Genomic DNA, 24,920 nt, shown 5'->3' with positions numbered 1-24,920 from the left:
GCGGGCACCTCCCCGCGCTGCGCGCAGGGAGGAGAGATGAATGTGCTCACGGAGACGCCTCCAGGATCAGGTTGAACCAGCGGTCGACGCGCGCGGTCAGGCCGGGCGGCACCAGGGTCGTGGCGTCCATCTGCTCGACGATGGCGGGGCCGTCGAAGCGGTTGCCCGGACGCAGCCGCGCGCGATCGTAGACCGGCGTGTCGACGACGTCGCGCGCTTCGGGCAGCCACACCCGGCGCCGCCCCGCGATCGCCGCCGAGGCGTCCGGCCCGGTCTCGGGGTGCGACGGCAGCTCGGCCTTGCGCACGACGCCGACGGCCTCGAGCCGCAGGGTGATGACCTGCACCGATGCCGCCTCGTCGGCGAAGCCGTAGCGCTGGCGATGCGCCTCGGCAAAGCGCCCGGCGAGAGCGCGCACGGTTTCCGCGGTGATGGGGCCGTCGGGCACAGCGACGGCAAGCTCGTAGTTCTGGCCGTGGTAGCGCATGTCGACGGTGCGTGTCAGGCGCCGGTCGGCCGGCGCGATGCCTTCCTGGGCGAACCAACCCTCGGCCCGTGCAGAGAGCGCGGCGAAGCCGTTGGCCACCGCACTGGCCGAGTCGTCGGTCGCGGGCAGCAGCCTCGAATGCGCAAAATCGGCCCGCAGGTCGGTGAGCAGCAGGCCCATGGCGCACAGGATGCCCGGACTGGCCGGCACCAGCACGCGGCGCATCTCGAGCTCGCGCGCCAGCCGCGCGGCGTGCAGCGGACCCGCGCCGCCGAACGCCATCAGCGCGTAATCGCGTGGATCGTGGCCGCGCTGCACGGAGATGACCCGGATGGCGCGCGCCATGTTGGCGGTGACGACGGAAACGATGCCCTGTGCCGTCTCCATCGGGCCGAGCCGCAGTCGTTCGCCGAGGCGGCGGATCGCCGCCTCGGCGAGCTCGCGGCGGATCGCCATGCGCCCGCCCAGCAGGTGCTCCGGGTTGAGCGTGCCGAGCACGACGTTGGCGTCGGTGACGGCCGGCTCGTCGTTGCCGCGGCCGTAGCACACCGGGCCGGGATCGGCGCCGCAGGAGCGCGGACCGACCTTGAGCAGGCCGCCGGCGTCGACGTGGGCGATCGAGCCGCCGCCGGCGCCGACGGTGTGGATGTCGAGCATCGGCGCCTTGATCGGGTAGCCGTGCACCGTCGCCTCGCCCGCCAGACGGCAGCGCCCGCCCTGCAGCAGCGCCACGTCGGTCGAGGTGCCGCCCATGTCGAAGGTGATGAGGTCCGCGACGCCCGCCAGCCGGCCGATCGCCTGCGCGCCGACCACGCCGGTCGACGGCCCCGAGAGCACGGTGCGCACCGGCAGGGCGGCGGCGGCCGCAAAGCCGATGACACCGCCGTTGGACTGCGTGAGGTGCGGGGTCGCCGTCATGCCGAGCCCGCGCAGGCGCGGCCCGAGCCGGCCGAGATAGGCATGCATCACCGGCCCGAGATAGGCGTTCAGCACCACGGTGGAGAGCCGCTCATACTCGCGGAACTCGGGCGCGATCTCGTGGCCGGCCGAGACGAAGGCATCGGGCAACTCCTCGCGCAGGATCTCGACCGCGCGCCGCTCATGGTCGGGCCGGACGAAGCCGTAGAGAAACGACACGGCGACGGCCGCCACGCCCGCCGCCTTCAGCGCGCGCGCCGCCTCGCGCACCGCCGCCTCGTCGAGCGGCGTCTCGACCTCGCCGGTGTGGCGCACGCGCTCGGGCACTTCGAACCGCAGGTCGCGCGGCACCAGGGTCGGCGGTTTGTCGGCCTGAAGGTCGTAAAGGTCGGGCCGCTTCTGCCGGCCGATCTCCAGCAGGTCGCGGAAGCCGTCGGTGGTGACGAGGCCGGTCCTGACGCCACGATGCTGGATCAGGGCGTTGGTCGCGACCGTCGTGCCGTGGCCGAAATAGACGACCGCCGCGGCATCCGCGCCGACCCGCCGCAGGCCCTGCTCGATGCCGTCGGCGATGGCGCGCGACGGATCGTCCGGCGTCGACGGCACCTTCCACACTTCGATCCGGCCGGCCTGCCCGTCGAACAGGCAGATGTCGGTGAAAGTGCCGCCCGAATCGACGCCGACGCGCCAACGCGCGGCACCGCCGCTCATCGCCGCCGCCAGGCCTGCAGGCGCCCGAGCAGGAAGCGGTCGGCGATCAGGTGCAGCGCCTTCACGCCGGCCGAGGTGACGACGATCACCATGCAGAGCGCGGCCGCGGCGGCGGTCATGCCCGCCTCCTCGATGTTCACCGCCGCCACCGAGGCGAGCTTGGTGTCGGACGAATAGAGGAAAATGACGGACGACACGGTGGTCATGGCGTTGACGAAGAGATAGATCGCGATGTCGAGGATGGCGGGCAGGCAGATCGGCGCGGTGACCCGGCCGAGCGTACGCCAGACCGAGACCTTGAGCGAGGCCGAGACCGCCTCGAACTCCGGATCGATCTGCTTCAGGGCGGTCGTCGCGGTGAGATGACCGACGGTGTAGAAGTGCGCCACCGTGTTGACCACCAGGATCGCCATGGTGGCGTAGAGGAAGTTGAGCGGATTGCCCGGCGCGTTGAAGAAGAAGATGTAGCCGAGCCCCAGCACGAGGCCGGGGATCGCCATCGGCAGGAAGGCGAAGAACTGCAGCAGCCCGCGCACCGCGCCGAAACCGCGCGTCTTCTCGTTCAGCCAGGCGCCGAGGAAGATCGCCACCGTGCCGAACAGCGCCGCACCCAGCGCCATGCGCAGCGAATTGTAGTAGGAGTCCCAGCCGTTGGCGTCGACCTTGGCGAAGTCGTAGTTGTCGAGCGTCAGCCCGAGGTTGTACGGCCAGTACTTGATCAGCGAGCCCCACGCCGCCATGCCGAGAATCGCCAGGATGCCGGCGGCGACGACGGCGCAGAAGATGGTGAAGAAGGCGTCGCGGCCGGGCTTGGGCCGCGGCACCAGCGGCACGGCGCGCGCCGTCAGCAGCGCCACCTGCTTGCGCTGCACCAGGCGGTCGACGCAGAAGGCCAGCGCCGCCGGCAGCAGCAGCACCATGCCGACCACGGCGCCCATCGAGAAGTTCTGCTGGCCGATCACCTGCTTGTAGACGTCGGTCGCCAGCACGTTGAAATTGCCGCCGATCACCTTGGCGATGCCGAAATCGGTGATGACCAGGGTGAACACGACCAGCGCCGAGCTGATCAGCCCGTACTTGGCGCCGGGCAGGGTCACCGTGAGGAAGGTGCGCAGCTTCGAGGCGCCCAGCGCGTCGGCCGCCTCGTAGAGCCGCGCGTCGGCGGTGGCGAGCGCCGTCGTCAGGATCAGGACGGCGTGCGGGAAGCAGTAGAAGACCTGGGCGATGAGGATGCCGTCAAAGCCGTAGATCTGGCCGTCGCCCATCCAGCCCTTGAAGATGCCCTGCGTGCCGAAGAGATAGATCAGCGCCAGGCCCGGCAGCAGCGACGGCGCGAAGATCGGGATCAGCGAGATGCCCTGGAACAGCCAGCGCAGTGGCAGCACGGCGCGGGTCAGTGCAAAGGCGTAGAGGAAGGCGAGCGGCACGACGATCAGCGTCGCGACCGCCGCGACATGGAAGCTGTTCAGCGCCGAATGGACGAGCGCGGGCGTCGAGAAATAGCTCGCGTAGTTGGCCAGGCCGACGAAGTTGCCGTCGCGGTCCTCGAAGCCCTTGACCAGCAGCGCCCACAGCGGCAGGCCGACCATGACCAGCAGGGCCAGCACGACGGCCAGCACGCCGGCGCGCATCGACCAGTCGTCGCGGGACAATGTCACGCGGCGAAGACCCTCAGGCGGTCCGGCGGCAGGGCGATCTGCATGCGCCGCCCCTGCTCGACTCCGAGGTCGCGCACGAGGTTGCTGGAGAAGTCGGCGACCAGCCCGACCTCGCCCGCCCGCAGCGTGGCGCGGCAGAAGGCGCCGACGAAATCCAGTCCCGCCACCTCGACGGCGAGCCGGTTCACCGCATCGGCCGGCAGGTCGCGCACCCGCACGTCCTCCGGCCGGATGCAGAGATTGATCTTGTTGCCCGGCGCCAGCCCGTCCTGGCGCGGGCAGTCGAGCGTCACGCCGCCGACCGCGACCTTGTCGGGTGCGGCCAGCGTGCCGGGCAGGAAGTTCATCGAGCCGACGAAGTCGGCGACGAAGGCGGTGGCCGGCCGGCGGTAGATCTCCTGCGGCGCGCCGACCTGCTCGATCACGCCGTGGTTCATCACCACGATGCGGTCGGCCATGGTCAGCGCCTCCTCCTGGTCGTGCGTGACCATGATGGTGGTGACGCCGAGGCGGCGCTGCAGCGCCTTGATCTCGTGACGCAGCCTGAGCCGCACGCGCGCGTCGAGCGCCGACAGGGGCTCGTCGAGCAGCAGCAGTCCGGGCGAGGTGGCGAGCGCGCGGGCGAGCGCCACGCGCTGCTGCTGGCCGCCCGAGAGCTGCGCGGGATATTTCGGCCCCGACTCGGGCAGGCCGACCAGCGCCAGCAGCTCGTCGACGCGCCGCGCGATGTCGGCGCGGCGCAGGCGCCGGCTCACCAGCCCGTAGCCGACATTATCGGCGACGGTCAGGTTGGGAAACAGCGCGTAGGACTGGAAGACGATGCCGAAGTCGCGCTGCGCCGGCGGCAGCGCCGAGATGTCCCGCCCCTTCTGGCGGATCGTCCCGGAGCTCTGCGGATCGAGGCCGGCGATGGCGCGCAGCAGGGTGGTCTTGCCGCAGCCCGACGGCCCGAGGAAGCAGACGAACTCACCCTCCGCGACGTCGAGCGAGACGTCGCGGAGGGCGATGAAGTCGCCGAAGCGCTTCGAGAGGTTGCGGACTTCGAGGTACGACACGCCGGCAGCGCGTCAGCGCTTCGGCGCCGACTTTCCGTCGTAGCGCTTGGTCCATTCCGCGAGGATGCGCTCGCGGTTCTTGGCCATCCATTCCATGTCGTTCTTGATCATGGAGGCCTCGACGTTGGTCGGATAGTTCGCCGGCGCCGCCTTCACGCCGGGCAGCGCGACCACCGCGTAGGTCTTGGCATAGAGCTCGTTGGCCTTCTGCGTGACCGCCCAGTCGGCGAGCTTCTTGGCGGCGGCGAGGTTCTTGGTGCCCTTGACGATGGCCGTCGCCTCGAGCTCCCAGCCCAGGCCCTCCTTGGGCACGATGAGGTCGAGCGGCGCGCCCTTGGTCTTCTCGGAGGCGCCGCGCATGTCGAGCCCGATGCCGATCAGGCGCTCGCCCTTGGCGGCCTGCACGCAGGGCGCCGAACCCGAATGGATGTACTGCGCGATGTTCTGATGCAGCGCGTCCATGTACTTCCAGCCGGCGTCCTCGCCCATGATCTGCAGCCAGGCCGCGACCGTGAGATAGCCAGTGCCCGACGAGGCGGGGTTGGGCATGACGATGGAGTTGCGGTAGTCGGGCTTGATCAGGTCGGCCCAGCTCGTCGGCACCGGCTTGCCCGCCTTCTTGCCTTCCGCCGTGTTGAAGCAGACCAGCGAGAGATAGGCGTCCATGCCGACCCAGGTGTCCGGCGTCTTGCCGCTGCGGAAGGCCGGGCGCAGCTTGTCGGCGCCGACCGGCGTGTAGGGCTCGAGCATGCCCATGGTGGCGAACAGCGCCGTGCTCGAGGCGGCGAGGCCCCAGATGATGTCGGCGCGCGGATTGTCCTTCTCGGCGATCAGCTTGGCGGTCATCACGCCCGTCGAATCGCGCACCCAGGCGATCTCGATGGTCGGGTTGTCGGCCTCGAACGCCTTCTTGAAGGGATCGAGCTGGTCGTTCTCCAGCGCCGTGTAGACCGTCAGCCTGGTCTTCTGCGCCATTGCCGGCGTGCCGAATGCGATTGCCGCGACGCCTGCCAGAACGGCGCGCCGGATGATCCTGCCGATGCTCATGCTACCCCCATGGTTGCCCCGCGAAACCTTAACACGCGGCCCATGACGGACAAGTGACGTCAGCCCTTGGCCCCCAACTTCTCGGCCACGGCGCTCAGCCAGCGCCGCACCGCCCTTTCCTCGTCGCGGCCGGCCAGGCCGGCCAGCCGGTCCTCGACGGCCATGACCCTCGCCCGGCAGCGCCCGAGCAGGGCCCGGCCGCGCGTCGTCGCGGCGAGCTGGAGGATGCGGCCATGCTCGGCATGGGCCGATTTCGCCACGGCCCCGGCCTTCTCGAGGTTGCCGACGATGACGTTGATGGTCTGCGGCGTCAGGAAGGTGAGTCGCGCGAGGTCGGCGCCCGAGATTCCGGGATAGGCGGCGATCATGGTCAGTACCGCGAACTGCGGCGAGGTAACGCCGAGATCGCCGAGCGCCCGGTCCATGGCGCCGCGCACAGCGACATTGGCCTGCCGCACCAAATAGCCGAGATGGCCTTCGGGTCCCCGCTTGCCCTCGCCGGGTCGGGGAATGCGGGTTGGGGGCTTGCGGGTCATGGCAGGACGTCTAAGTTATCAGAGTTCGAATATCATAGGAACCCCGCCATGGACAACGATGTTGCGCAGCTGGTGATGCGGCACCTCAAGGCCGAGAACGCCCACGACCTGCCCGGCACGCTGGCCACGCTCCACCCCGATTGCCGCTTCGACGATCTGGCAACCGGCCAGACCTGGCACGGCCACGACGGCGCGGCGGCCCACTACCGGCAATGGTGGAGCACGTTCGACGTCGAGGTGAAGCGCGGGCCCGGGCAACAGGCCGTGTGGTCGGCCGACGGCTACCTGGCGGAGGCGACGTGGCACGGCCGGCATGTCGGGCGCTTCCTCGGCATCGAGCCGACCGGCCGTGCCATCGTGCAGCCTTTCGTGGTGGTGCTGAGCTTCCGTGACGGCCTGATGTCGGGTGAGCGCTTCCACTACGACCTCGCCTCGCTGTTGCGCCAGATCGGTACCGATCCGCTGCCGGTGCTGGGCGAACTGGCCTACCGTGCGGTGGCCTGATCAGGAGGCGAAGAAGCCGCAGTCGCGGACCTTGCCCGGTGGCTGGTCGCGCAAGGCGCGGCGCATGTCGAGGCCGGTGTCGATCGCCGGCGGCAGGCTGCCCCGGTAGCCGAGTTGCCGGACGATCTGCTGCGCGCCGGCATGGCCGGCCTCTGCCGCTTCGATCAACAGCCTGGCGCCTCGATCCGGGTCGGTCGGCGGCTCGCGGTACAGCGACCTGCCGAGATTGAACATGGCATTGGGGTTGCCGCGCTCGGCCGCCTGACGCCACAGCGCGCGCGCCTCGCCGAGGTCGCGCACCACGCCCTGGCCTTCGTAGTACATGATCGCCAGATTGTTGAGGCCACGCGGGTCGCCCGACAGCGCGGCGCGACAGAACCAGTGCACGGCCCGCGGCAAGTCGATTTCAACGCCGGTGCCATACCGGTACTTGAACCCCACGGCGTTCATTCCCTCGGCGTTGCCCTGCCGGGCCGACAGCAGGTAGAGCCGCATCGCCTCCTGCTGGTCCTGCTTCACGCCATGGCCACGGGCGTAGAGATAGCCGAGATTGACCTGCGCATCGGAATCGCCGGCGTCGGCCACCGATTTCAGCAGAGCGAATGCCGCGGAGACGTCGCCCCTGTTGTAGGCATCGATTCCGGCGCCGACATCCTGCGCCTCCGACCGGCCCGCCACCAGCAGGCCCACCAGCACGCCCACGAGCAGTGCGAGGACCGTCGCCTTCGTCATCTTGCCGGGTTGGAAAACACCATCGCGCCGTCGCGCACCGAGCCGTAACGCAGGCTGAGCAGGTCGAGCACGTAGTTCTGGTAGAGCTTCCACGGCCGGCGCGAGCCCTGCTTGGGCTGGTGCGGTAGGGCGCGCTGGATGTAGCCCGACGAGAAGTTGACCCAAGGCTCCTCCTGGAGCGTGGGGTCGTTGTTGCGCGGCGTGCACTGGCGCAGTCCCTTGCGGTCCATGTGATTGAGCAGGCGGCAGACATACTCGCACACCAGATCGGCCTTCAGCGTCCACGAGGCGTTGGTATAGCCGAACACCGAGGCGAGGTTCGGCACGCCCGAGTACATCATGCCCTTGTAGATGAAGGTCTCGCGCGGCTCGACCCGGCGGCCGTCGACCGTCAGCCGGGCGCCGCCGAGCGGCACCAGCACCAGCCCGGTCGCCGTCACGACCAGGTCGGCCGGCAGCTCGGCGCCCGACTTCAGCCGGATGCCCGCTTCGGTGAAGGTCTCGACATGGTCGGTGACGATCGTCACCTTGCCGCGGCGGATGGCGCGGAAGAAGTCGGCGTCCGGCACCAGGCAGAGCCGCTGGTCCCAGGGATTGTAGCGCGGCGTGAAATGCGTGCCGATGTCGTAGTCCCGCCCGAGCATGTGGCGCACGCCGCCGAGCAGCAGGCGCTTCACCTTCTCCGGCTGGCGCTTGCACATCTGGTAGAAATACATGCCGAGCAGCACGTTCTTCCAGCGCGTCGCCCAGTAGGCGAGTCCGATCGGCAGCCGCCGGCGGAGCCGATCGGCGATGGGATCGCGCGCCGGCCGCGTCACCATGTAGGTCGGCGAGCGCTGCAGCATGGTGACGTGCTCGGCGGTGTGCGCCATCGACGGCACCAGCGTCACCGCCGTCGCGCCGCTGCCGATCACGACCACGCGCTTGCCCGCCCAGTCGATGTCGTCGGTCCAGTTCTGCGGATGGACGACGCGGCCCTCGAAGCGGTCGATGCCGGGAAACGCCGGCAGGTAGCCCGCGTCGTAGGAATAGTAGCCGCACATCCACAGGAAGTTGCAGGTGAAGCGGCTGCCCGCCTCGGTCTCGACCGTCCAGCGCGCGTCGGGCGTCGACCACGCGGCGGCGACGACCTTCTGATTGTAGCGGATCCTGCGGTCGATGCCGTGATCGCTCGCAACCTCGCGGATGTACTTCAGGATCGCCGGGCCGTCGGCGATCGCCTTGGCCTCCTTCCACGGACGGAAGCGGTAGCCGAGCGTGTACATGTCGGAGTCCGAGCGCACGCCGGGATAGCGGAACAGGTCCCAGGTCCCGCCGCTCGCCTCGCGCCGCTCCAGGATGACGTAGCTCTTGCCCGGACACTTCTTCTGCAGATGCCATGCAGCGTCGATGCCCGACAGGCCGGCGCCGACGATCACCACATCGAAGTGCTCGATGGCCGGGCGTGCCTCCGGAACGACGACGGAATGGGTATCCATGGCCGGTTGATGGCCGATCCGTCCCGGCCGCGCAACTCGCCTTCTATTCCTTCATGAAGGCGTTCAGCTCGGGCGTCGGGATCGAGCGGTCGAGGTAGGTGAAGGTCCCCTTGTCCTTCACTTCCTTCGCGGCCTCGAGAAGCCCGGTCATGGCGGCCCGATAGAGCGAAGTGGCGAGGCTGATCCGCTTCACGCCCGCCGCCTCGAGCTCGGATCTGGAGAAGGACTTGCCCTTGATGCCGACCATGAAATTGAACGGCTTCTTCAGCGAGCCGGTGACCTTCTTCACCGCGGCGAGGTCGGGCAGACCCGGCGCGAACAGAACGTCGGCGCCCGCCGCCTCGAACGCCTGCAGGCGCCTGATGACGTCGTCGAGGTCGGGCTTGCCGCGCAGAAATCCCTCGGCACGCGCCGTCAGCACGAAGGCGAAGGGCAGCGCCTTGGCCGCCTGCGACGCCGCCTTCACCCGTGCCACCTGCGCCTCGATGTCGAACAAGGGCGCCGCCGGATTGCCGGTGGCGTCCTCGATCGAGCCGCCGACCAGGCCGGCCGCCGCCGCCTGCCGGATGGTCTCGGCGGCGTCCTCGGGCGTATCGCCGTAACCCTTCTCGAGGTCGCCGATCACCGGGATGTCGACCGCGCCGGCGATCAGCCGGGCGTTGGCGATGCCCTCCTCGCGGCTCACCTTGCCGTCGCGCCTGCCGAGCACGCCGGCCTTGGCGCCGCTCGACGTGGCGAGCGCCTCGAACCCCAGCCCCTCGAGCACGCGCGCGGAGCCCGCGTCCCACGGGTTGGGAATGACGAACGCGCCCGGCGCCTCGTGCAGCGCGCGCAGCTTCCTTGCCTTGTCGGTCTGGCTCACGGTCATGGTGGGTCTCCTCGCTTGGGCCGCGAGACTAGCCCACTCCGCCCTCGCGACGCTCGCGGAATTCGGACGCGACGCCTAGCCGGGCCAGGGCAGCGACCAGGTCTTCACGTTGGTGAAGCTCTTCATCGCCTCCAGCACGCCTTCCTTGTAGCCGAGGCCGGAATCCTTGATGCCGCCGAAGGGCGACATCTCGATGCGGTAGCCCGGCACTTCCCAGACGTTCACTGTACCGACCTGCAGCTCGTCGACGAAACGCGTGATGTAGTCCAGCCGGTCGGTGCAGACGCCGGAGGACAGGCCATAGGCCGTGCCGTTGCTGACCTGAATCGCGTGATCGATGTCGCGCACGCGGATGATGGGGATCGCCGGACCGAACGTCTCCTCGCGCACCAGTTCGCAGGCGGGATCGACATGGTCGACGACCGTGGGGGGAAACAGCGCACCGCGCCGGTCGTTGCCGTGCAGCAGCCTGGCGCCGTGCTTCGCCACCGCCTCGTCGACCCGGTTCTGGAAGAGCGTCGCGGCGCGCTCGTGGATCACCGTGCCGACATCGGTCTCCGGATCGAGCGGATCGCCGGCACTGAGCTTTCGCGCCCTCGCGACGACGCGCTCGACGAAGCCGTCGGCCACCTTGTCGACGACGAGGATGCGCTTCACCGCCGTGCAGCGCTGGCCGGAGTTCTTGGTGGCACCCGCCACGGCCAGATCCGCCGCCTTGTCGAGGTCGGCATCCTCCATGACGATCAGCGGGTCGTTGCCGCCGAGTTCGAGCACGATGCGCTTGTAGCCCGCCTTCTCGGCGATGTACTTGCCGACCCGCACCGAGCCCGTGAAGGTGACGAGGTCGGCGCGCGGGTCGACGATCATGGCGTCGCCGATATCCGACGGGTTGCCGGTGACGACCGACAGCATCTCGGGCGGCAAGCCGGCCTCGTAGAGCGTGTCGGCGAGGAACAGCGCCGTGAGCGGCGTCAGCTCGGTCGGCTTCAGCACCACGCAGTTGTTGGTGGCGAAGGCCGGCGCCAGCTTGTGCGCCACCATGTTGAGCGGATGGTTGAACGGCGTGATCGCCGAGATCGCGTTCAACGGCTGGCGCAGGGTGAAGATCTTGCGCGGCTTGCCGTGCGGGGTGAGGTCGCAGGAGAAGGTCTGGCCGTCATCGAGCAGACAGAGCTGGCCGGCGAAGGTGAAGACGTCGTAGGCGCGGCCGACCTCGTAGAGCGAGTCCTTCAGGCACAGGCCCGATTCGAGCGTGATCAGGCGCGACAGCTCCTCCTTGCGGGCGACCAGCAGCTCGGCCGTCCGCAGCAGGATCTTCTGGCGCTGATAGCGCGTCAGCTTCGGCTTGTAGTCGTGCGCGATCCGGAAGGCCTCGGCCACCAGCTCGGGCGTGGCCCGCGGCACCGTGCCGACCAGGCGGTTGTCCCAGGGAAAGCGCACGTCGAGGCTCGCGCCGGTCTGCACCTTGCGGCCGGCGATGCGCAGGGCCTCGTGCCGGACTTCGCTCTGCGGGCGGGCGATCGTGTCCATGGCGGTCTCTCAGGCGACGAGATTGAGGGCGAGGTCGAAGGCGTCGAAATTGCGCCACCGCCGACGGCCAGGCTCGGCCGCCAGCTTGCGGTTGCAGATCAGCGGCACCTTCTGTTCCGACACGCCGCCATGGCTGCGCAGCGGCTCGGTGAGGCCCGAGAGATCGTGCCGCGCCGCGGAGGTGCCGAGCACCTTGTGCCGGGTCGACACCACGATCACATCGCCCAGCCGGTCGGCCGGCAGTTCGAACACCGCGGCGGCCTCGTCGCGCAGCAACGCCATCTCGATGCCGGGCAGCGCCTGCAGCTTCACCGCCATCGCGGCCGCGTCCTCGCAATAGACGACGGCGAACGAGCCGAGCGCGCCGTGGTGCACGACATAGGGATCGGTGATCGGCAGGATGACCCGCGCCTTGTCGCGCCCCTGCCACCTGTCGAAGAGATCCTGCAGGTAGATCACGTCCGGCTTGCCCGCGCCGTCGTGCTTGGCGTTCATGCCGTGGTCGGCGGTGAGCACGATGGTGCAGCCGAGCGCCTCGAGTTTCGCCATGTAGCCGTCCATCATGGCGTAGAAGTCGTTCGCCACGGGCGTTCCGGGAGCGTGCTTGTGCTGGATGTAGTCGGTGGTCGAGAGATACACGATGTCCGGCCGGTCGCGCTCCACCAGCCTGACGCCCGCCGCGAAAACGAACTCCGACAGGCCGGCGCTGTAGACGTCGGGGGCGGGCAGGCCGACCAACTCGTTCACCTTGTCGATACCGTTGTCGGCCAGCGTCGCCTTGTCGGACTTCTCCGAGGAGAAGCTGCAGGCCTTGCCGGGCGCCAGCACCAGGCCCTTGCCGAGCAATCCGCGCAGCTTGTCCTTGGCCGTCACCACGGCGATCCGGCAGCCGGCGCGCTGGAAGGCGGGGAAGAGCGTCTCGACCCGCAGGAACTTCGGATCGTTCATCATCACTTCCTTGCCGGTGTCCGGATCGAGGAAGTAGTTGCCGCAGATGCCGTGCACCGACGGCGGCCGTCCGGTGACGATCGAGAGGTTGTTGGGGTTGGTGAAGGACGGCACCACGCACTCGGCGAGGAGATTCGTGCCAGTGGCCGTCACCTTGGCGAACCACGGCGTGCGGCCGGCCTGGATCGCACGCTCGATGTAGCCGGGCTCGGAGCCGTCGATGCAGACCACGACCGTCGGGCGCGACGGCAGGCGATAGACCCGGCCGTTGACCGTCACCTCGCCGACGCGGTTGACGCTGTCAGGAGCCATCCCGTCCTCCCTACTCGGCCGCCAGCGCGGGGCCGCCGTTGCTGACCCGCATCTCGTCGAGCACGTCGCGCACCGCGCCCAGCGCGCCCCTCATGTGGTCCGGATGGAGGCGGCCGATGCATCCCATACGGAAGGAATCGGCCACCGTCAACTTGCCCGGGTAGATCACATAGCCGCGATCCTTGAGCCCGTCATAGAAACGCTGGAAGACGAACCTGGGATCGGTCGGCATGTGGAAGGTGACGATGATCGGTGCCTGCAGGCGGTCGGCCAGGAGCGTGCGGAAGCCCATGGCGCGCATGCCGTCGATCAGCACCCGGGCGTTCTCGCGATAGCGGGCGCCGCGGCCGGCGACGCCGCCCTCCGCCGCATGCTCCTCGATCGCCTTGCCGAGCGCCACGATGACATGGATGGGCGGCGTGAAGCGGTACTGGCCGGTCCGGGCGAAATTCTCGGCCTGATCGTGCAGGTCGAGCACCAGGGTCGTCGCATTGCCCTTGCAGGCCGCCAGCGCCTCGCTGCGGCAGACGACGAACGCGAGGCCGGGCACGCCTTCGAGGCACTTGTTGGAGGACGCCGCCAGAGCGTCGTACCGCACCGTGCGTGCGTCGATCTCGAGCGCGCCGAAGGCCGACATCGAATCGACGAGCAGGCGCCGGCCGTGCCGTGCCACCAGGTCGGCGATCTCGCGGATGGGATTGAGGATGCCCGACGTCGTCTCGCAATGGACGGCGAAGACATGGCCGATGGCGGGATCGCCCGCCAGCAGCGCGTCGAGCCGCGCCAGGTCGGGCGGCGTGTCCTCCGGCGTCTCCAGGACGGCCACGGCCCGGCCGGCGATCCCGGCGATCCGGCGCGCGCGCTGGCCGTAGGCGCCGTTGATCAGCACCGCGAGCTTGCCCGTCCGCGGCACAAAGCTCGTGATCATCGCCTCGACGGCGAAGGTGCCCGAGCCCTGCACGGGAACCGTGACGTGCGTGCCCTGGCCGCCGGCCAGTTCGACGATACGGTCGAGCACCATCCGGTTGATGTGCAGGAACCCGGCATCGCGCGAGCCCCAGTCGTGCACCATGGCCTGCTTCACGGCGGCCGAGGTGGTGAGCGGTCCGGGCGTCAGCAGCAGCGGATCGCCGGTTTCGGAGACGGCAGGCTTGGTCGTCGGCATGGCGGGATGATCGGTTCGCATTCCCTATCCGTCCAGTATATAATCCATATGTCACTTATCGGTTTAATTTATATGACGCCCAGCCAGCTCCGTGCCTTCCACCTCGTCGCCGAATCGGGTTCCTTCTCGGCCGCGGCGCGCGCCTCGGGGCTGAGCCAGCCCAACCTGTCGGGCCAGGTGACGGCGCTCGAGAGAGCCTATGGCGTGCGCCTGTTCGACCGGCGCGGCCGCTCCGTCACGCCGACCGAGACCGGCCGGCAACTGCAGCTCGTCAGCACGCGCCTGTTCACCGCCGAGCAGGAAGCGCGCGCGCTGCTGGCCGGCGAGCAGAGCCTGACGCGCGGCCACCTGCGCATTGCCGCCGATTCGGCGCACCACGCCGTCCCCATCATGGCGGCGCTGCGACGGCGCGCGGGCGAACTCACCTTCGCGCTGTCGATCGACAATTCCGCGACGGTGCTGGAGCGGCTGCTGCGCCACGAGGCCGACGTGGCGGTGATGGCACGCAGCGTCTCCGACCCACGCCTGCACGCCCTTCGCCTGCGCCGCGACCGCGTCGTGCTGTTCGCGCCCTCCAGCCATCCGTTCGGCCGTCGCGGGCGAGTCCAGCTCGCCGCGCTGGCCGAGCAGGACCTGGTGCTGCGCGAGCGCGGCTCGATCACCCGCGAAGTGGTCGAACAGGCCATGGCCGCCGCCAATATCCGCCCGCGCGCGATCATCGAGGTGCAGACCCGCGAAGGCGTGAGCGAGGCGGTGGCCGCCGGCTTCGGCATCGGGGCGGTGTTCGAGAGCGAGCTGGCGCCCGATCGGCGGCTGCGCCGGGTGGTCGTTTCCGACCGTGACCTCGCTGTGGCCGAATACGCGGTCTGCCTGCAGGAACGTCGCCGCGTCGCGCTCGTTCGTGCCTTCATGGACGAGGCGATGCGCCTCGCCAGGTAACAAAACCGTAAAGAAACTTTCATCGTCGCGCGGCGAGGCGTAGGATTCCCCTGTAATGCACGGCGTCGACACGGTCCTGAATGTCGTGGGCAGCGTGGCCCTGCTGCTGTGGGGCGTGCGCATGGTCCGCACCGGCCTGACGCGCGCCTTCGGCGCCACCTTGCGGCGTGCCATCGCCGCCTGCTCGCGCAACCGGATGTCGGCCTTCGCCGGCGGACTCGCCGTCACCGGACTGCTGCAATCGAGCACGGCGACGTCGTTGCTGGTGTCGTCGTTCGCCGGCCGCGGCCTCATCCCGCTGTCGATCGCCATCGCCGTCATGCTCGGCGCCGACATCGGCACGACGATCGCCGCACAGGTGCTGTCGTTCGATCTCGGCTGGGTGTCGCCGCTGCTGATCGGCGCGGGTGTCATCGCCTTCCTGTCGAGCGGCCAGGACAAGGTGCGGCACGTCGGCCGCGTGGCGATCGGCCTCGGCCTGATGCTGCTGTCGCTCAAGCTGCTGGCGCTCGCCACCGCGCCGCTGCGCTCGTCGCCTGCGTTCATGGCGGTGCTCGGCGGCCTGCAGGACGAGTACGTCATCGCCGTCGTCTTCGCGACGGTGCTGACCTGGTTCGTCCATTCGAGCCTGTCGACGGTGCTCCTGGTGATGTCGTTCGCCGGCGCCGGTCTGATCGAGCCCCGGCTGGCTCTGGCGCTCGTCATTGGCGCCAACATCGGCGGCGCGCTGGCGCCCTACATGGCGCAGTCGGGCGCCGACGTTCACGCCTGTCGCGTGCCACTCGCCAATCTCATGACGCGCGGCCTCACCGGCCTCGCCCTCCTGCCCTTCCTCGGCCTCGCGGTCCAGTGGCTCGCCTGGATCGACCCGTCCGCCACCCGGCTCGCCGTTAATTTCCACACCGCCTTCAATATCCTCGTCGCCCTCGTCTTCCTGCCGCTGATCGACGTCGTCGCCTGGGCCTGCCGGCGGTTGCTGCCGGAGCGGCCGGTGCTCGACGATCCCGGTCGGCCGCGCCATCTCGACCCCAACGTGCTCGATACGCCGACCGAGGCGCTGGCCTGCGCCATGCGCGAGACGCTCAATCTCGGCGACCGCGTCGGCGACATGCTGGGCAAGACGATGGAAGTGTTCGAGCGCAGCGACACGCGGCTCGTGAAGTCGGTCGAGGACGCCGACGACGCGGTCGACCGGCTCTACGAGGCGATCAAGCTCTACCTGATCCAGACCTCGCGCACCGACCTCGGCGAAGACGAAAGCCGGCGCTACGTCGAGATCCTGACCTTCACGACCAACCTGGAGCATGTCGGCGACATCGTCGACAAGAACCTGATGGAACTGGCGACCAAGAAGATCAGGAACCGCTACGCCTTCTCACCCGAGGGGCTGGCCGAACTGAAGGAATTTCACAACAGGGTGGTCGACAACCTGCGACTCGCGCTCAACGTCTTCGCCACGCGCGACATCGGCCTCGCGCGCCGGCTGGTCGCGGAGAAGACGGCGATGCGCGAGGCCGAGGCGCGTGCCGCCGACAGCCACTTCGCCCGCCTGCGCCAGGGACGGCCGGAATCGATCGAGACCAGCTCGATCCATATGGACGTGATCCGCGACCTGAAGCGCATCAACGGCCACCTGACCTCGGTCGCCTACCCGATCCTCGAGGCGGCCGGCGAGCTCGCCGATACACGACTCAAGACCGCCGCTCAGCCCTTGATCCGCGCGCCCATCGGGTCGTAGGGGCAGCGCAGCGAGACCCTCGCCTCGAGACGCGCGCCGGCGAGATCGACCTCGAACCGGCCGTGCTCCAGCCATGCGGCGTCAATCGCCTGGCCGTCCTCGCGCCTGACATAGCCGAGGCCGACCGCCGCGCCGACCGTGTGGCCGTAGGCGGCGGAACTGAGATCGCCCACCGGCCGGCCGTCGCGCAGCAGCGCCTCGCCGCCCCACAACAAGGGCTCGGGATCCTGGAGCACGACGGAGACCAGGCGCCGCGCCAGTGGCCGGGCCCTGGCCTCCATCAGCGCCGCGCGGCCGAGGAAGTCGGGTTTGTCGAGCTTCACCGCCCAACCCAGGCCGGCCTGCCACGGATTGTCGTCGGGCGTGAGCTCGCGGCCCCAGGCGCGATAGCCCTTCTCGATGCGCAGCCCCTCGATGGCGTAGTAGCCCATGTCGCGCAGGCCGAATTCGTGGCCGGCGTGATGCAGCGCCTCGAAGGCGGTAACGGCGAACTCGACGGGCACGTAGAGCTCCCAGCCCAGCTCGCCCATGTAGGTCCGGCGCGAGGCGAGCACCGTGGCGTAGCCGATGCCGACCTCGCGGATGGTGGCGAAGGGAAAGGCCGCGTTGGAAAAATCGGCCGCGCTCACCTTCTGCAGCAGCGACCGGCTGTTGGGGCCCATGACCGACAGCACCGTCCAGGCGCCGCTGACGTCGGTCAGGGTGAAATGCGCATCGTCCGGCACATGGCGGCCGATCCAGTCGGCATCGCGCGTCACCTGGGCGGAGCCGGTGATCAGCATGTACTTGTCGCATGCCAGCCGGGCGAGCGTGACGTCGCTCTCGTAGGTGCCGCGTTCGTTCAGCAGCCCGGTGTAGACGGTGCGGCCGACCGGAACGGCGACGTCGTTGGCGCACAGCCGCTGCAGGACCTTCTCGGCGTCGCGACCCTGCACCAGGAACTTGCCGAACGAGGTTTCGTCGACGACGGTGACCGCCGCGCGCGTCGCCTCGTGCTCGGCCTTCACCGCGTCGAACCAGGCGCCGCGGCCCCAGCCATATTGCATGTCGGGTGCCTTGCCGATGCCGGCGAACCAGTTGGGCCGGTCCCAGCCCATCTTGTTGCCGAACCAGGCGCCCCTCGCCCTCAGCCGGTCGTATAGCGGCGAGCGGCGGAACGGCCGGCCGCTCTCATGCTCGCGCTGTGGCCACGGCATCTTGTAGTGCAGGCCGAGTGTCTCGGCGACGCGGTCGCGCAGCCATGAATCGTTGCCGTGGAAGGTCGCGAAGCGGCGGATGTCGACCGGCCAGAGATCGAGCGTCGGCTCGCCGGCCACGATCCATTCGGCGAGCGCCATGCCCGCCCCGCCCGAGCTCGCGATGCCCATCGAGTTGAAACCGGCGCCGACGAAGAAGCCCCTGAGTCCCGGCGCCTCGCCGAGGATGTAGTTGAGATCGGGCGTGAAGCTCTCCGGCCCGTTCATGAAGGTCTTGATGCCCGCCTTGTCCAGCGCCGGCACGCGGATCAGCGCGTTGTCCATCAGGATCTGGAACTGGTCCCAGTCATCGGGAAGCATGCCGAACTCGAAATCGTCGGGCACCACGTCCTTCCACGGCTTGGCCTCGGGCTCGAAGCCGCCCATCAGGAGGCCGCCGACCTCCTCCTTGAAGTAGATGTAGCCGTCGGGGTCGCGCATCACGGGCAGGTCGCGCGGCACGCCCTCCATCTTCTCGGTGACGATGTACATGTGCTCGCAGGAATAGAGCGGCACCGTGACGCCGACCATGCGGCCGACCTGGCGCGCCCACTGTCCCGCGCAATTGACGACGATCTCGGCCGCGATCGGCCCTTCGGTCGTCTGCACGCCGGTCACTCGGCCGTCCCGCGTGTCGATACCGGTGACGCGCACCTTCTCGACGATGCGCACGCCCCTGTTGCGCGCGCCCTTGGCCAGCGCTTGCGTGATGTCGGCCGGATTGGCCTTGCCGTCGCCCGGCAGCCAGACCGCACCCACCAGATCGTCGGTGCGCATGATGGGGTACTTCTCGCCCGCCTGGCTGGGCGTAAGCTCTTCGCAGACGACGTTCTGCGTGCGGGCGAGCGCGGCAGAGCGGCGCAGATAGGTCATGCGCTCGGCCGTGCGCGCGACTGACAGAGAGCCGCACTGCTTCCATCCCGTGGCCAGGCCGGTTTCCGCCTCGAGGCTGGCATAGAGCTCGGTGCTGTAGCGGATCAGCCGCGTCAGGTTCTGGAAGTTGCGCAGCTGGCCGACAAGCCCGGCGGCATGCCACGTCGTGCCGCCGCTCAGCCGCCCCTGCTCCAGCAGCACCACGTCCTTCCAGCCATTCTTCGCAAGATGGTAGGCCGTCGAGCACCCCATGATGCCGCCGCCGATGATGACGACACGGGCGTGGGCGGGGATCATCGGGGTATCACAGCCGGCCGCTCAGCGCCGCGCCGTACATCCGGCGCATCTCGGGGATGCCGACCTTCACTGGATTACCGCCGGCCGTCGGGTCGACCGCGGCCATCTCGGCGAACTGGTCGAGGTGGCTTTCCTTGACGCCGAGCTCGGCCAACGTGTGCGGGATGCCGACTTCGCGGCGCAGGTCGAGCGCCCATTGCATGAAGCCGTCGAAGGTCGGCGCCCGCAGCCCGAGCCAACGCGCCAGCCGCTGGATCTTCTCGTCGATCGCCGGACGATTGAATGTCAGCACGTAGGGCATGGCGACGGCGTTGGTCAGGCCATGATGCGTGTCGAGCACCGCACCGACCGGATGCGACAGCGAATGGATGGCGCCCAGCCCCTTCTGGAAGGCGGTCGAGCCCATCTGCGAGGCCGCCAGCATGTGGGCGCGCGCCTCGAGGTCGCGGCCGTCCTTGACCGCGCGGGCGAGGTTCTCCTTCACCAGCCGCATGCCCTCGACGGCGATGCCCTCGGCGTAGGGGTGATAGCCCGGCGCGCAATAGGCCTCGAGGCAATGGATGAAGGCGTCCATGCCGGTACCGGCCGTCAGCTTGGGCGGCAGGCCGACCGTGAGCTCGGGATCGGCGATGACGATCGACGGCATCATCTTCGGATGGAAGATCACCTTCTTGGTGTGCGTCTGCTCGTTGGTGATCACCGAGGCGCGGCCGGTCTCCGAGCCGGTGCCGGCCGTCGTCGGCACGGCGATCGACGGAAAGATCCCGACGGGGTTGGCGCGCGTCCACCAGTCGCCAACATCCTCGAAGTCCCACAGCGGCCGCGCCTGGCCGGCCATGAAGGCGATCGCCTTGGCGGTGTCGATGCCCGAGCCGCCGCCCCACGCGATCACGCCGTCGTGCTTGCCGGCGCGCAGCACCTGGATGCCCGCCTCGACGTTGCGTGCGACCGGGTTGGGCTTCACGTCGGAGAACAGCGCGACCTCGAGCCCTGCCTTGCGCAACGCCACCGTGGCATCCGAGATCATCGACAACTTGGCCAGCCCTGGATCGGTGACCAGCAATGGCCGCTTGAACCCGACCGCCTTGCAGGCGTCGGGCAGCTCGCGGATGCGGCCGACGCCGAAGCGGATCGAGGTCGGATAGTTCCAGTTGCCGACGAGAGGCTGGGACATCAGATGATTTCCATGTAGCGGTCGAGTTCCCACTCGGTGATGGCCTTGCGGAATTCGCGCTCTTCCCATTCGCGTGTTGCGGAATAGTGATCGACGAAGGCGTCGCCGAAGAGCTGGCGTGCCGGCTTCGAGGCCTTGAGCCGCCCGGCCGCCTCCATCAGGCTGCGCGGCAGTTGCGCCTTGGCCGGATGCTTGCGGTCGTAGGAGTTGCCCTGCACCGGCTCGCCCGGATCGAGCTTCTGTTCGATGCCCCACAGGCCCGAGGCGACGGCGGCAGCGAGCGCGAGATAGGGGTTGGCGTCGGCGGCGGCGACGCGATATTCGACGCGCGTCGACTTGGGCGAACCCGGGATGACGCGCAGCGCCGTGGTGCGGTTCTCGACGCCCCAGGCCGAGACGGTCGGCGCCCAGAAGCCCGGGATCAGCCGGCGATAGGAATTCACGTTCGAGGCGACCATCGCCAGAAGCTCCGGCATCAGCGCCTGCTGGCCGGCCACGAACTGGCGCATGACCCGGCTCATGCGATGCGGCGCCTTGTCGTCGTGGAAGGCGGGCTTGCCGTCCTTCCACAACGACATGTGCATGTGGCCGCCGCAACCCGGCCAGTCCTTCGACCACTTGGCCATGAAGGTGGCGAGCCAGTCGCGCTTCTGCGCCAGCACCTTGGTGTAGAGCTTGAAGAGCGCGGCGCGGTCGGCGGCCTCGAGCCCGCCGGCGACGCGCAGCGCCGCCTCCAGCACGCCGGCCCCCGTCTCGGTGTGCAGGCCCTCGATGCCCATGTCCATGGTCTCGCACATGGCCAGCAGGTCCTTGTACCAGTCGCTCATGACGGAATTGCGCAGCATCGAGTAGCCGAAGAAGCCGGGCGAGATCGGCTTCAGGTTCCGGTAGCCCTTCTCGCGGATCGAGACGGCAGTCTCGGCGAAGACGAAGAACTCGTACTCGAAGCCGACCTTGACCTCGAAGCCGAGCTCGCCGGCGCGCGCCAGCACGCGCCTGAGCACGCCGCGCGGACAAAGCGCCTCGGCGCGCCCGTCGAACTCGCAGAGGAACAGGAGGTTGCCGGGCTCGGTCGCGATCTCCCGGCAGGTCCGCGGCAGGATGCGGACCTGGGCGTCGGGATAGCCGGTGTGCCAGCCGGTGTAGGTGACGTTGTCGTAGAGCTGGTCGTAGGAGTCCCAGCCCAGCACGACGTCGCAAAAACCCATCCCGCCCTCGAGCGCGGACCTGAACTTGTCGACGTGCAGATACTTGCCGCGCAGGACGCCGTCGAGGTCGTGCACGCCGACCTTCACATGGCTGAGCCCCCGCTGCCTGACGATCTTCAGCGCGTCTGCGGCCGTCCTGACCTGGCGCGGTTCCATCTCTCCCCCAAAGCTGCCGGCGGCAGACTAGCTGCTGAGGTAGCGGGGAAGCCAGAGGGCAATGTCGGGAAAGACCGCCAGCATCATGGTGAAGCACACCATGATCAGCAGATACGGCAGGGTGACGCGGGCGAGATGGCCGAGGCCGTCGCCGGTGAGGCCCTGGATGACGAACAGGTTGAAGCCCACCGGCGGCGTGATCTGCGACATCTCGACGACCAGCACCAGGAAGACGCCGAACCACAGTGGATCGAAGCCCGCCGCCTTCACGATCGGCAGGACGATGGGCAGCGTCATGACGATCATGCTGAAGCCGTCGAGGAAGCAGCCCAGCACGATGTAGAAGACGATGAGCGCCGCGATCAGCAGCAGCGGCTGCAGGCCGAGGCTGCGGACGAACTCCGCCACCGTCGCCGGGATGCCGAGAAAGGCCGTTGCGCTGCCCAGGATCGAGGCGCCGAGCACGATCAGCGCGATCATGGCGCAGGTCTGCACCGCGCCGATGGCGATGGCCTGCAACGCACGGGCCGAGAGCTCGCGTTGGTAGCCCGCCACCAGCAACGCACCGAACACGCCGACGGCGGCCGCCTCCGAGGGCGTGGCGATGCCGCCGTAGATCGAGCCCAGCACGCACAGGATGAGGAACACGGCCGGCCCGAGTTCGCGCAGCGACGACAGGTACTCGGCCTTCGAGGCGAAGCGGGTCTTGCGCTGGTCCGCCGGAACGATGCCGGGCTTCAGCGTGGCGTGGAGCATGATCCAGATCATGAACGATGCCGCCAGCAGGAAACCCGGGATGAAGCCGGCGGTGAACAGCTTGGCGATCGAGACGTCGCCCAGCACGCCGTAGATGATCATGATGTTGGACGGCGGAATCAGGAAGCCAAGCGTCCCGGCACCGGCCAGCGAACCGACCGCGACCTCTTTCGAGTAGCCGCGCCTGGTGAGCTCACCGACCGAGATGCGGCCCACGACCTGCGTGGTGGCGGCTGACGAGCCGGAGATCGCCGCGAAGATCGTGCAGCCGATGACGTTGACGTGCAGCAGGCGGCCCGGCAGCAGCGCCGCCCACGGCGACAGGCCGCGGAACAGCGACTGCGACAGGCGCGTGCGGAACAGGATCTCGCCCATCAGGATGAACAGCGGCAGCGCCAGCAATTCCTGCGTCGTCAGGATGTTCCACGTGTACTGCGCCAGCAGCTTGTCGAGCGGGATGTCGCGGAAGATCGCCAGCAGCAGCAGGCCGGTGAGCGCCAGCGTCCAGCCGATCCACAGGCCGCCCGCCAGGAAGGCGAACAGCACGACGAACATGGTGACGGCGGCTTCGATCATTCGGCGTGGGAAGCGGCGCGCATCGCGGGGTTCTCGACCGGCAGGCCGAGCAGCGCGCGCACGAAGCGGGCGACGAACTGGATCACGACCAGGCAGATCCCGAGGGTGATCAGCGCCTGCGGCACCCACAACGGACTGCCGCTCGAGATCGAGGTCTGGCCGCTGTCGAAGCTGCGCCAGGTGAAGTTGACGAGCGAGTAGGCGAGGAAGCCGGTGAAGGCCGTGCCGATCGCCGCCAGCACGACCTCGGCCCAGCGGCGCACGGCCGGCGACAGGCGTGCCAGCACGATCGTGACCCGGATGTGCCCGCCGGCGCGCAGCGTCATGGCGACGCCGAAGGTGAAGGCCGCCGCCATCAGGTAGGAGCCGTACTCCCAGGCCACCGGAATGTCGGACGGCAAGACCGGGAAGACGTCCGACAGCGAGCGCAACGCCACCTCGGCCATCATCAGGCAGGCGAGCGCCGCCAGGCAGAGCGCGCCCAGCCAGCCGTCGAGCCGGCCGAGCCTGTCGATTGCCACGAGAAGGAGGCGCAGGGGCGCGGGCGCCCCTGCGTCGGCGCCGGCCGGAGCCGTCACGCCCGCTTCATTTCCGCGAGGTAGGCCTTGATCGGCTTCTCGGCCGCCGGCACGCGCTTGATGAAGTCGGTGATCATGGGCGCCGTCTTGGCGCGCAGGTCGGCCATCATCTGTGCCGACGGCACCACCATGGTCATGCCGCCCTCGGTCAGCCGCTTGGAGCTGTCGGTGTCGGCCTTGAGCGACGACGCCCAGAAGTCGGGCTCCATCTTCCTGGCGAGATCGGCGATGACCTTCTGGTTGGCCGCGCCGACCTTCTTCCAAGTGTCGTTGTTGATGGTGACGATCTGGCACGACCAAGCGTGGTTGGTCTGGTGGAAGAACTTCAGGAACTCCCAGAACTTGCCGTCGACGCCCGACACCGCCGAGGTCGACACGCCGGCGACAGCCCCCGAAGACAGCGCCGCGATGGTCTCGCCCCACGGGATCAGCGCGGGCGCCATGCCGATGGCACTGCACATGTCCTGCGCGTTCTTGTCGGGCACACGGATCTTGATGCCCTTCAGCGCATCGAGCGACTCGGCCTTGACCTTGAGGTGCAGGTACTGCGTCGGCCACGGCACCATGTAGAGGATCGTCTGATTGTTCTTCAGCGCGATCTTCTCGTACTCGGGCCGCAGGTACTTGTGCAGCACCTTCAGCTCCTCGATGTTGTTGGAGATGAAGGGGATGCCTTCGGCGCCGAGCAGCGGCTCGTCGCCGATCTGCTGGATGTTGAGGACGTCGGCCATCGGCACCAGCCCGTCGCGCACCGCGCGCAGCTGTTCCGGTCCCTTGAAGCCGAGCTGGCCGCCCGCCTTCACCGTGATGTCGACGGCGCCGTTGGTCGCCTTCTTGGTCTCCTCGGCGAACTTCTTGGCGTTGACGGTATGGAAGTTGCCGTCCGGCCAGACCGTCGACAGATCGAGTTTCATCGCCGCCTGGGCGCGCACGATCGCCGGAGCCATCGCCAACGCGCCAATGCCGGCCGTCAATGCAGTCCTACGTCCCAGAATCATCGGAGCCCCCTTTCGACTGTTACCCACTCAGTGCGACCGTAGACCGGCGGGCGCCGCGTTGCAATTTGCAGGCCAGCGCGCCTATGGTCGCTCGGTGACGGCAGCACTACCGACCAATCGCGCCCGTGCCTATGCCATCATGCGGCGCTCCGACAATACCCGGGCCGGGCGCCGCTGGCGCACGTTCCATCTGTCGACGCTGGTAGCAGGCTTGATCGCCGTCGCCTTGTCCACAACGGCGGACCTGCCGCCCGAAATCTACGAAACGCTGACGGCGATCATCGCCCTTGTCGCGGTGATCTTCCTGGCCGAGTACGTCGTCCGGATCTGGTCGGCGCCCGAGATGCCGCGCTACGCCGGATTGCCGGCCGCGGCGGCCCGGCTCAGGTGGGCACTGTCGTTCAACGGCCTGATCGGCCTGCTGGCGATCCTTCCGGCGCTGT

The 24,920-nt window shown here is 68.8% G+C and carries 20 protein-coding genes; 3 read left to right on the top strand and 17 right to left on the bottom strand.

Going from position 1 to position 24,920, the window contains the following annotated elements; genetic code table 11:
- Positions 1–46: 46 nt before the first annotated feature.
- From KIT25_09345 to KIT25_09325, 5 genes are read right to left on the bottom strand one after another with little or no spacing between them, the layout of a single operon-like run.
- Positions 47–2,116 carry a hydantoinase/oxoprolinase family protein gene (locus tag KIT25_09345; GenBank protein UYN97112.1) on the bottom strand — a complete coding sequence of 690 codons (2,070 nt, stop codon included), beginning with the start codon at positions 2,114–2,116 and terminating at the stop codon, positions 47–49.
- Complete coding sequence (locus KIT25_09340) at positions 2,113–3,747, bottom strand: putative 2-aminoethylphosphonate ABC transporter permease subunit (GenBank protein ID UYN97876.1); 1,635 nt, start codon at positions 3,745–3,747, stop codon at positions 2,113–2,115. The genes KIT25_09345 and KIT25_09340 overlap by 4 nt, the downstream gene beginning before the upstream one ends.
- Before the next feature lie 23 nt (positions 3,748–3,770).
- Positions 3,771–4,829 carry a putative 2-aminoethylphosphonate ABC transporter ATP-binding protein gene (locus tag KIT25_09335; protein ID UYN97111.1) on the bottom strand — a complete coding sequence of 353 codons (1,059 nt, stop codon included), beginning with the start codon at positions 4,827–4,829 and terminating at the stop codon, positions 3,771–3,773.
- A 12-nt stretch (positions 4,830–4,841) separates the two neighbouring features.
- The gene (locus KIT25_09330; GenBank protein ID UYN97110.1) at positions 4,842–5,876 is read right to left on the bottom strand and encodes a putative 2-aminoethylphosphonate ABC transporter substrate-binding protein; all 1,035 of its coding nucleotides are present in this window, start codon (positions 5,874–5,876) and stop codon (positions 4,842–4,844) included.
- Between the two features lie 59 nt (positions 5,877–5,935).
- Positions 5,936–6,412 (bottom strand): MarR family transcriptional regulator, encoded by a 477-nt coding sequence (locus KIT25_09325; GenBank protein ID UYN97109.1) that lies wholly within the window; start codon positions 6,410–6,412, stop codon positions 5,936–5,938.
- Positions 6,413–6,460: 48 nt separating this feature from the next.
- On the opposite strand from KIT25_09325, the gene KIT25_09320 reads away from it, so the two are divergent.
- Positions 6,461–6,916 carry an ester cyclase gene (locus KIT25_09320; GenBank protein UYN97108.1) on the top strand — a complete coding sequence of 152 codons (456 nt, stop codon included), beginning with the start codon at positions 6,461–6,463 and terminating at the stop codon, positions 6,914–6,916.
- Here the strand turns inward: KIT25_09320 and KIT25_09315 are convergent, their stop codons facing one another.
- The 6 genes from KIT25_09315 to KIT25_09290 form a co-directional block, all read right to left on the bottom strand.
- Complete coding sequence (locus KIT25_09315) at positions 6,917–7,648, bottom strand: sel1 repeat family protein (GenBank protein UYN97107.1); 732 nt, start codon at positions 7,646–7,648, stop codon at positions 6,917–6,919.
- Entirely contained in the window at positions 7,645–9,126 is a 1,482-nt protein-coding gene (locus tag KIT25_09310) for an NAD(P)/FAD-dependent oxidoreductase (GenBank protein ID UYN97106.1), read from the bottom strand. The genes KIT25_09315 and KIT25_09310 overlap by 4 nt, the downstream gene beginning before the upstream one ends.
- A gap of 43 nt (positions 9,127–9,169) precedes the next feature.
- Entirely contained in the window at positions 9,170–9,994 is an 825-nt protein-coding gene (locus KIT25_09305) for an isocitrate lyase/phosphoenolpyruvate mutase family protein (GenBank protein ID UYN97105.1), read from the bottom strand.
- 75 nt (positions 9,995–10,069) lie between these two features.
- Positions 10,070–11,524 (bottom strand): phosphonoacetaldehyde dehydrogenase, encoded by a 1,455-nt coding sequence (phnY, locus tag KIT25_09300; GenBank protein ID UYN97104.1) that lies wholly within the window; start codon positions 11,522–11,524, stop codon positions 10,070–10,072.
- A gap of 9 nt (positions 11,525–11,533) precedes the next feature.
- On the bottom strand, positions 11,534–12,784 hold the full coding sequence (phnA, locus tag KIT25_09295) for a phosphonoacetate hydrolase (protein ID UYN97103.1): 1,251 nt from the start codon (positions 12,782–12,784) through the stop codon (positions 11,534–11,536).
- 10 nt (positions 12,785–12,794) lie between these two features.
- Entirely contained in the window at positions 12,795–13,949 is a 1,155-nt protein-coding gene (locus KIT25_09290) for a 2-aminoethylphosphonate--pyruvate transaminase (GenBank protein UYN97102.1), read from the bottom strand.
- Positions 13,950–13,997: 48 nt separating this feature from the next.
- On the opposite strand from KIT25_09290, the gene KIT25_09285 reads away from it, so the two are divergent.
- Positions 13,998–14,888: a LysR family transcriptional regulator gene (locus KIT25_09285; GenBank protein ID UYN97101.1), complete on the top strand. Its 891-nt coding sequence runs from the start codon at positions 13,998–14,000 to the stop codon at positions 14,886–14,888.
- A gap of 55 nt (positions 14,889–14,943) precedes the next feature.
- Positions 14,944–16,626, top strand: a complete 1,683-nt coding sequence (locus KIT25_09280) for a Na/Pi cotransporter family protein (protein UYN97100.1) — start codon at positions 14,944–14,946, stop codon at positions 16,624–16,626.
- Here KIT25_09280 and KIT25_09275 read toward each other — a convergent pair.
- From KIT25_09275 to KIT25_09250, 6 genes are read right to left on the bottom strand one after another with little or no spacing between them, the layout of a single operon-like run.
- The gene (locus tag KIT25_09275) at positions 16,593–19,031 is read right to left on the bottom strand and encodes an FAD-dependent oxidoreductase (protein UYN97099.1); all 2,439 of its coding nucleotides are present in this window, start codon (positions 19,029–19,031) and stop codon (positions 16,593–16,595) included. The genes KIT25_09280 and KIT25_09275 overlap by 34 nt on opposite strands.
- Positions 19,032–19,038: 7 nt before the next feature.
- Positions 19,039–20,205, bottom strand: a complete 1,167-nt coding sequence (locus KIT25_09270; GenBank protein ID UYN97098.1) for an iron-containing alcohol dehydrogenase — start codon at positions 20,203–20,205, stop codon at positions 19,039–19,041.
- Positions 20,205–21,569: a glutamine synthetase gene (locus KIT25_09265; protein ID UYN97097.1), complete on the bottom strand. Its 1,365-nt coding sequence runs from the start codon at positions 21,567–21,569 to the stop codon at positions 20,205–20,207. The genes KIT25_09270 and KIT25_09265 overlap by 1 nt, the downstream gene beginning before the upstream one ends.
- A 27-nt stretch (positions 21,570–21,596) precedes the next feature.
- Positions 21,597–22,901 (bottom strand): TRAP transporter large permease subunit, encoded by a 1,305-nt coding sequence (locus KIT25_09260; GenBank protein ID UYN97096.1) that lies wholly within the window; start codon positions 22,899–22,901, stop codon positions 21,597–21,599.
- The gene (locus KIT25_09255) at positions 22,898–23,479 is read right to left on the bottom strand and encodes a TRAP transporter small permease (GenBank protein UYN97095.1); all 582 of its coding nucleotides are present in this window, start codon (positions 23,477–23,479) and stop codon (positions 22,898–22,900) included. Before KIT25_09255 ends, KIT25_09260 begins: the two co-directional genes overlap by 4 nt.
- Positions 23,476–24,474: a TRAP transporter substrate-binding protein gene (locus KIT25_09250; GenBank protein ID UYN97875.1), complete on the bottom strand. Its 999-nt coding sequence runs from the start codon at positions 24,472–24,474 to the stop codon at positions 23,476–23,478. The genes KIT25_09255 and KIT25_09250 overlap by 4 nt, the downstream gene beginning before the upstream one ends.
- Between the last annotated feature and the right edge of the window lie 446 nt (positions 24,475–24,920).

Origin of the sequence: Enhydrobacter sp. (assembly GCA_025808875.1) — a bacterium.
Lineage (GTDB): Bacteria > Pseudomonadota > Alphaproteobacteria > Reyranellales > Reyranellaceae > Reyranella.
The sequence above is the reverse complement of the archived record's forward strand: the minus strand, read 5'-3'. Positions and strand labels throughout refer to the sequence as shown.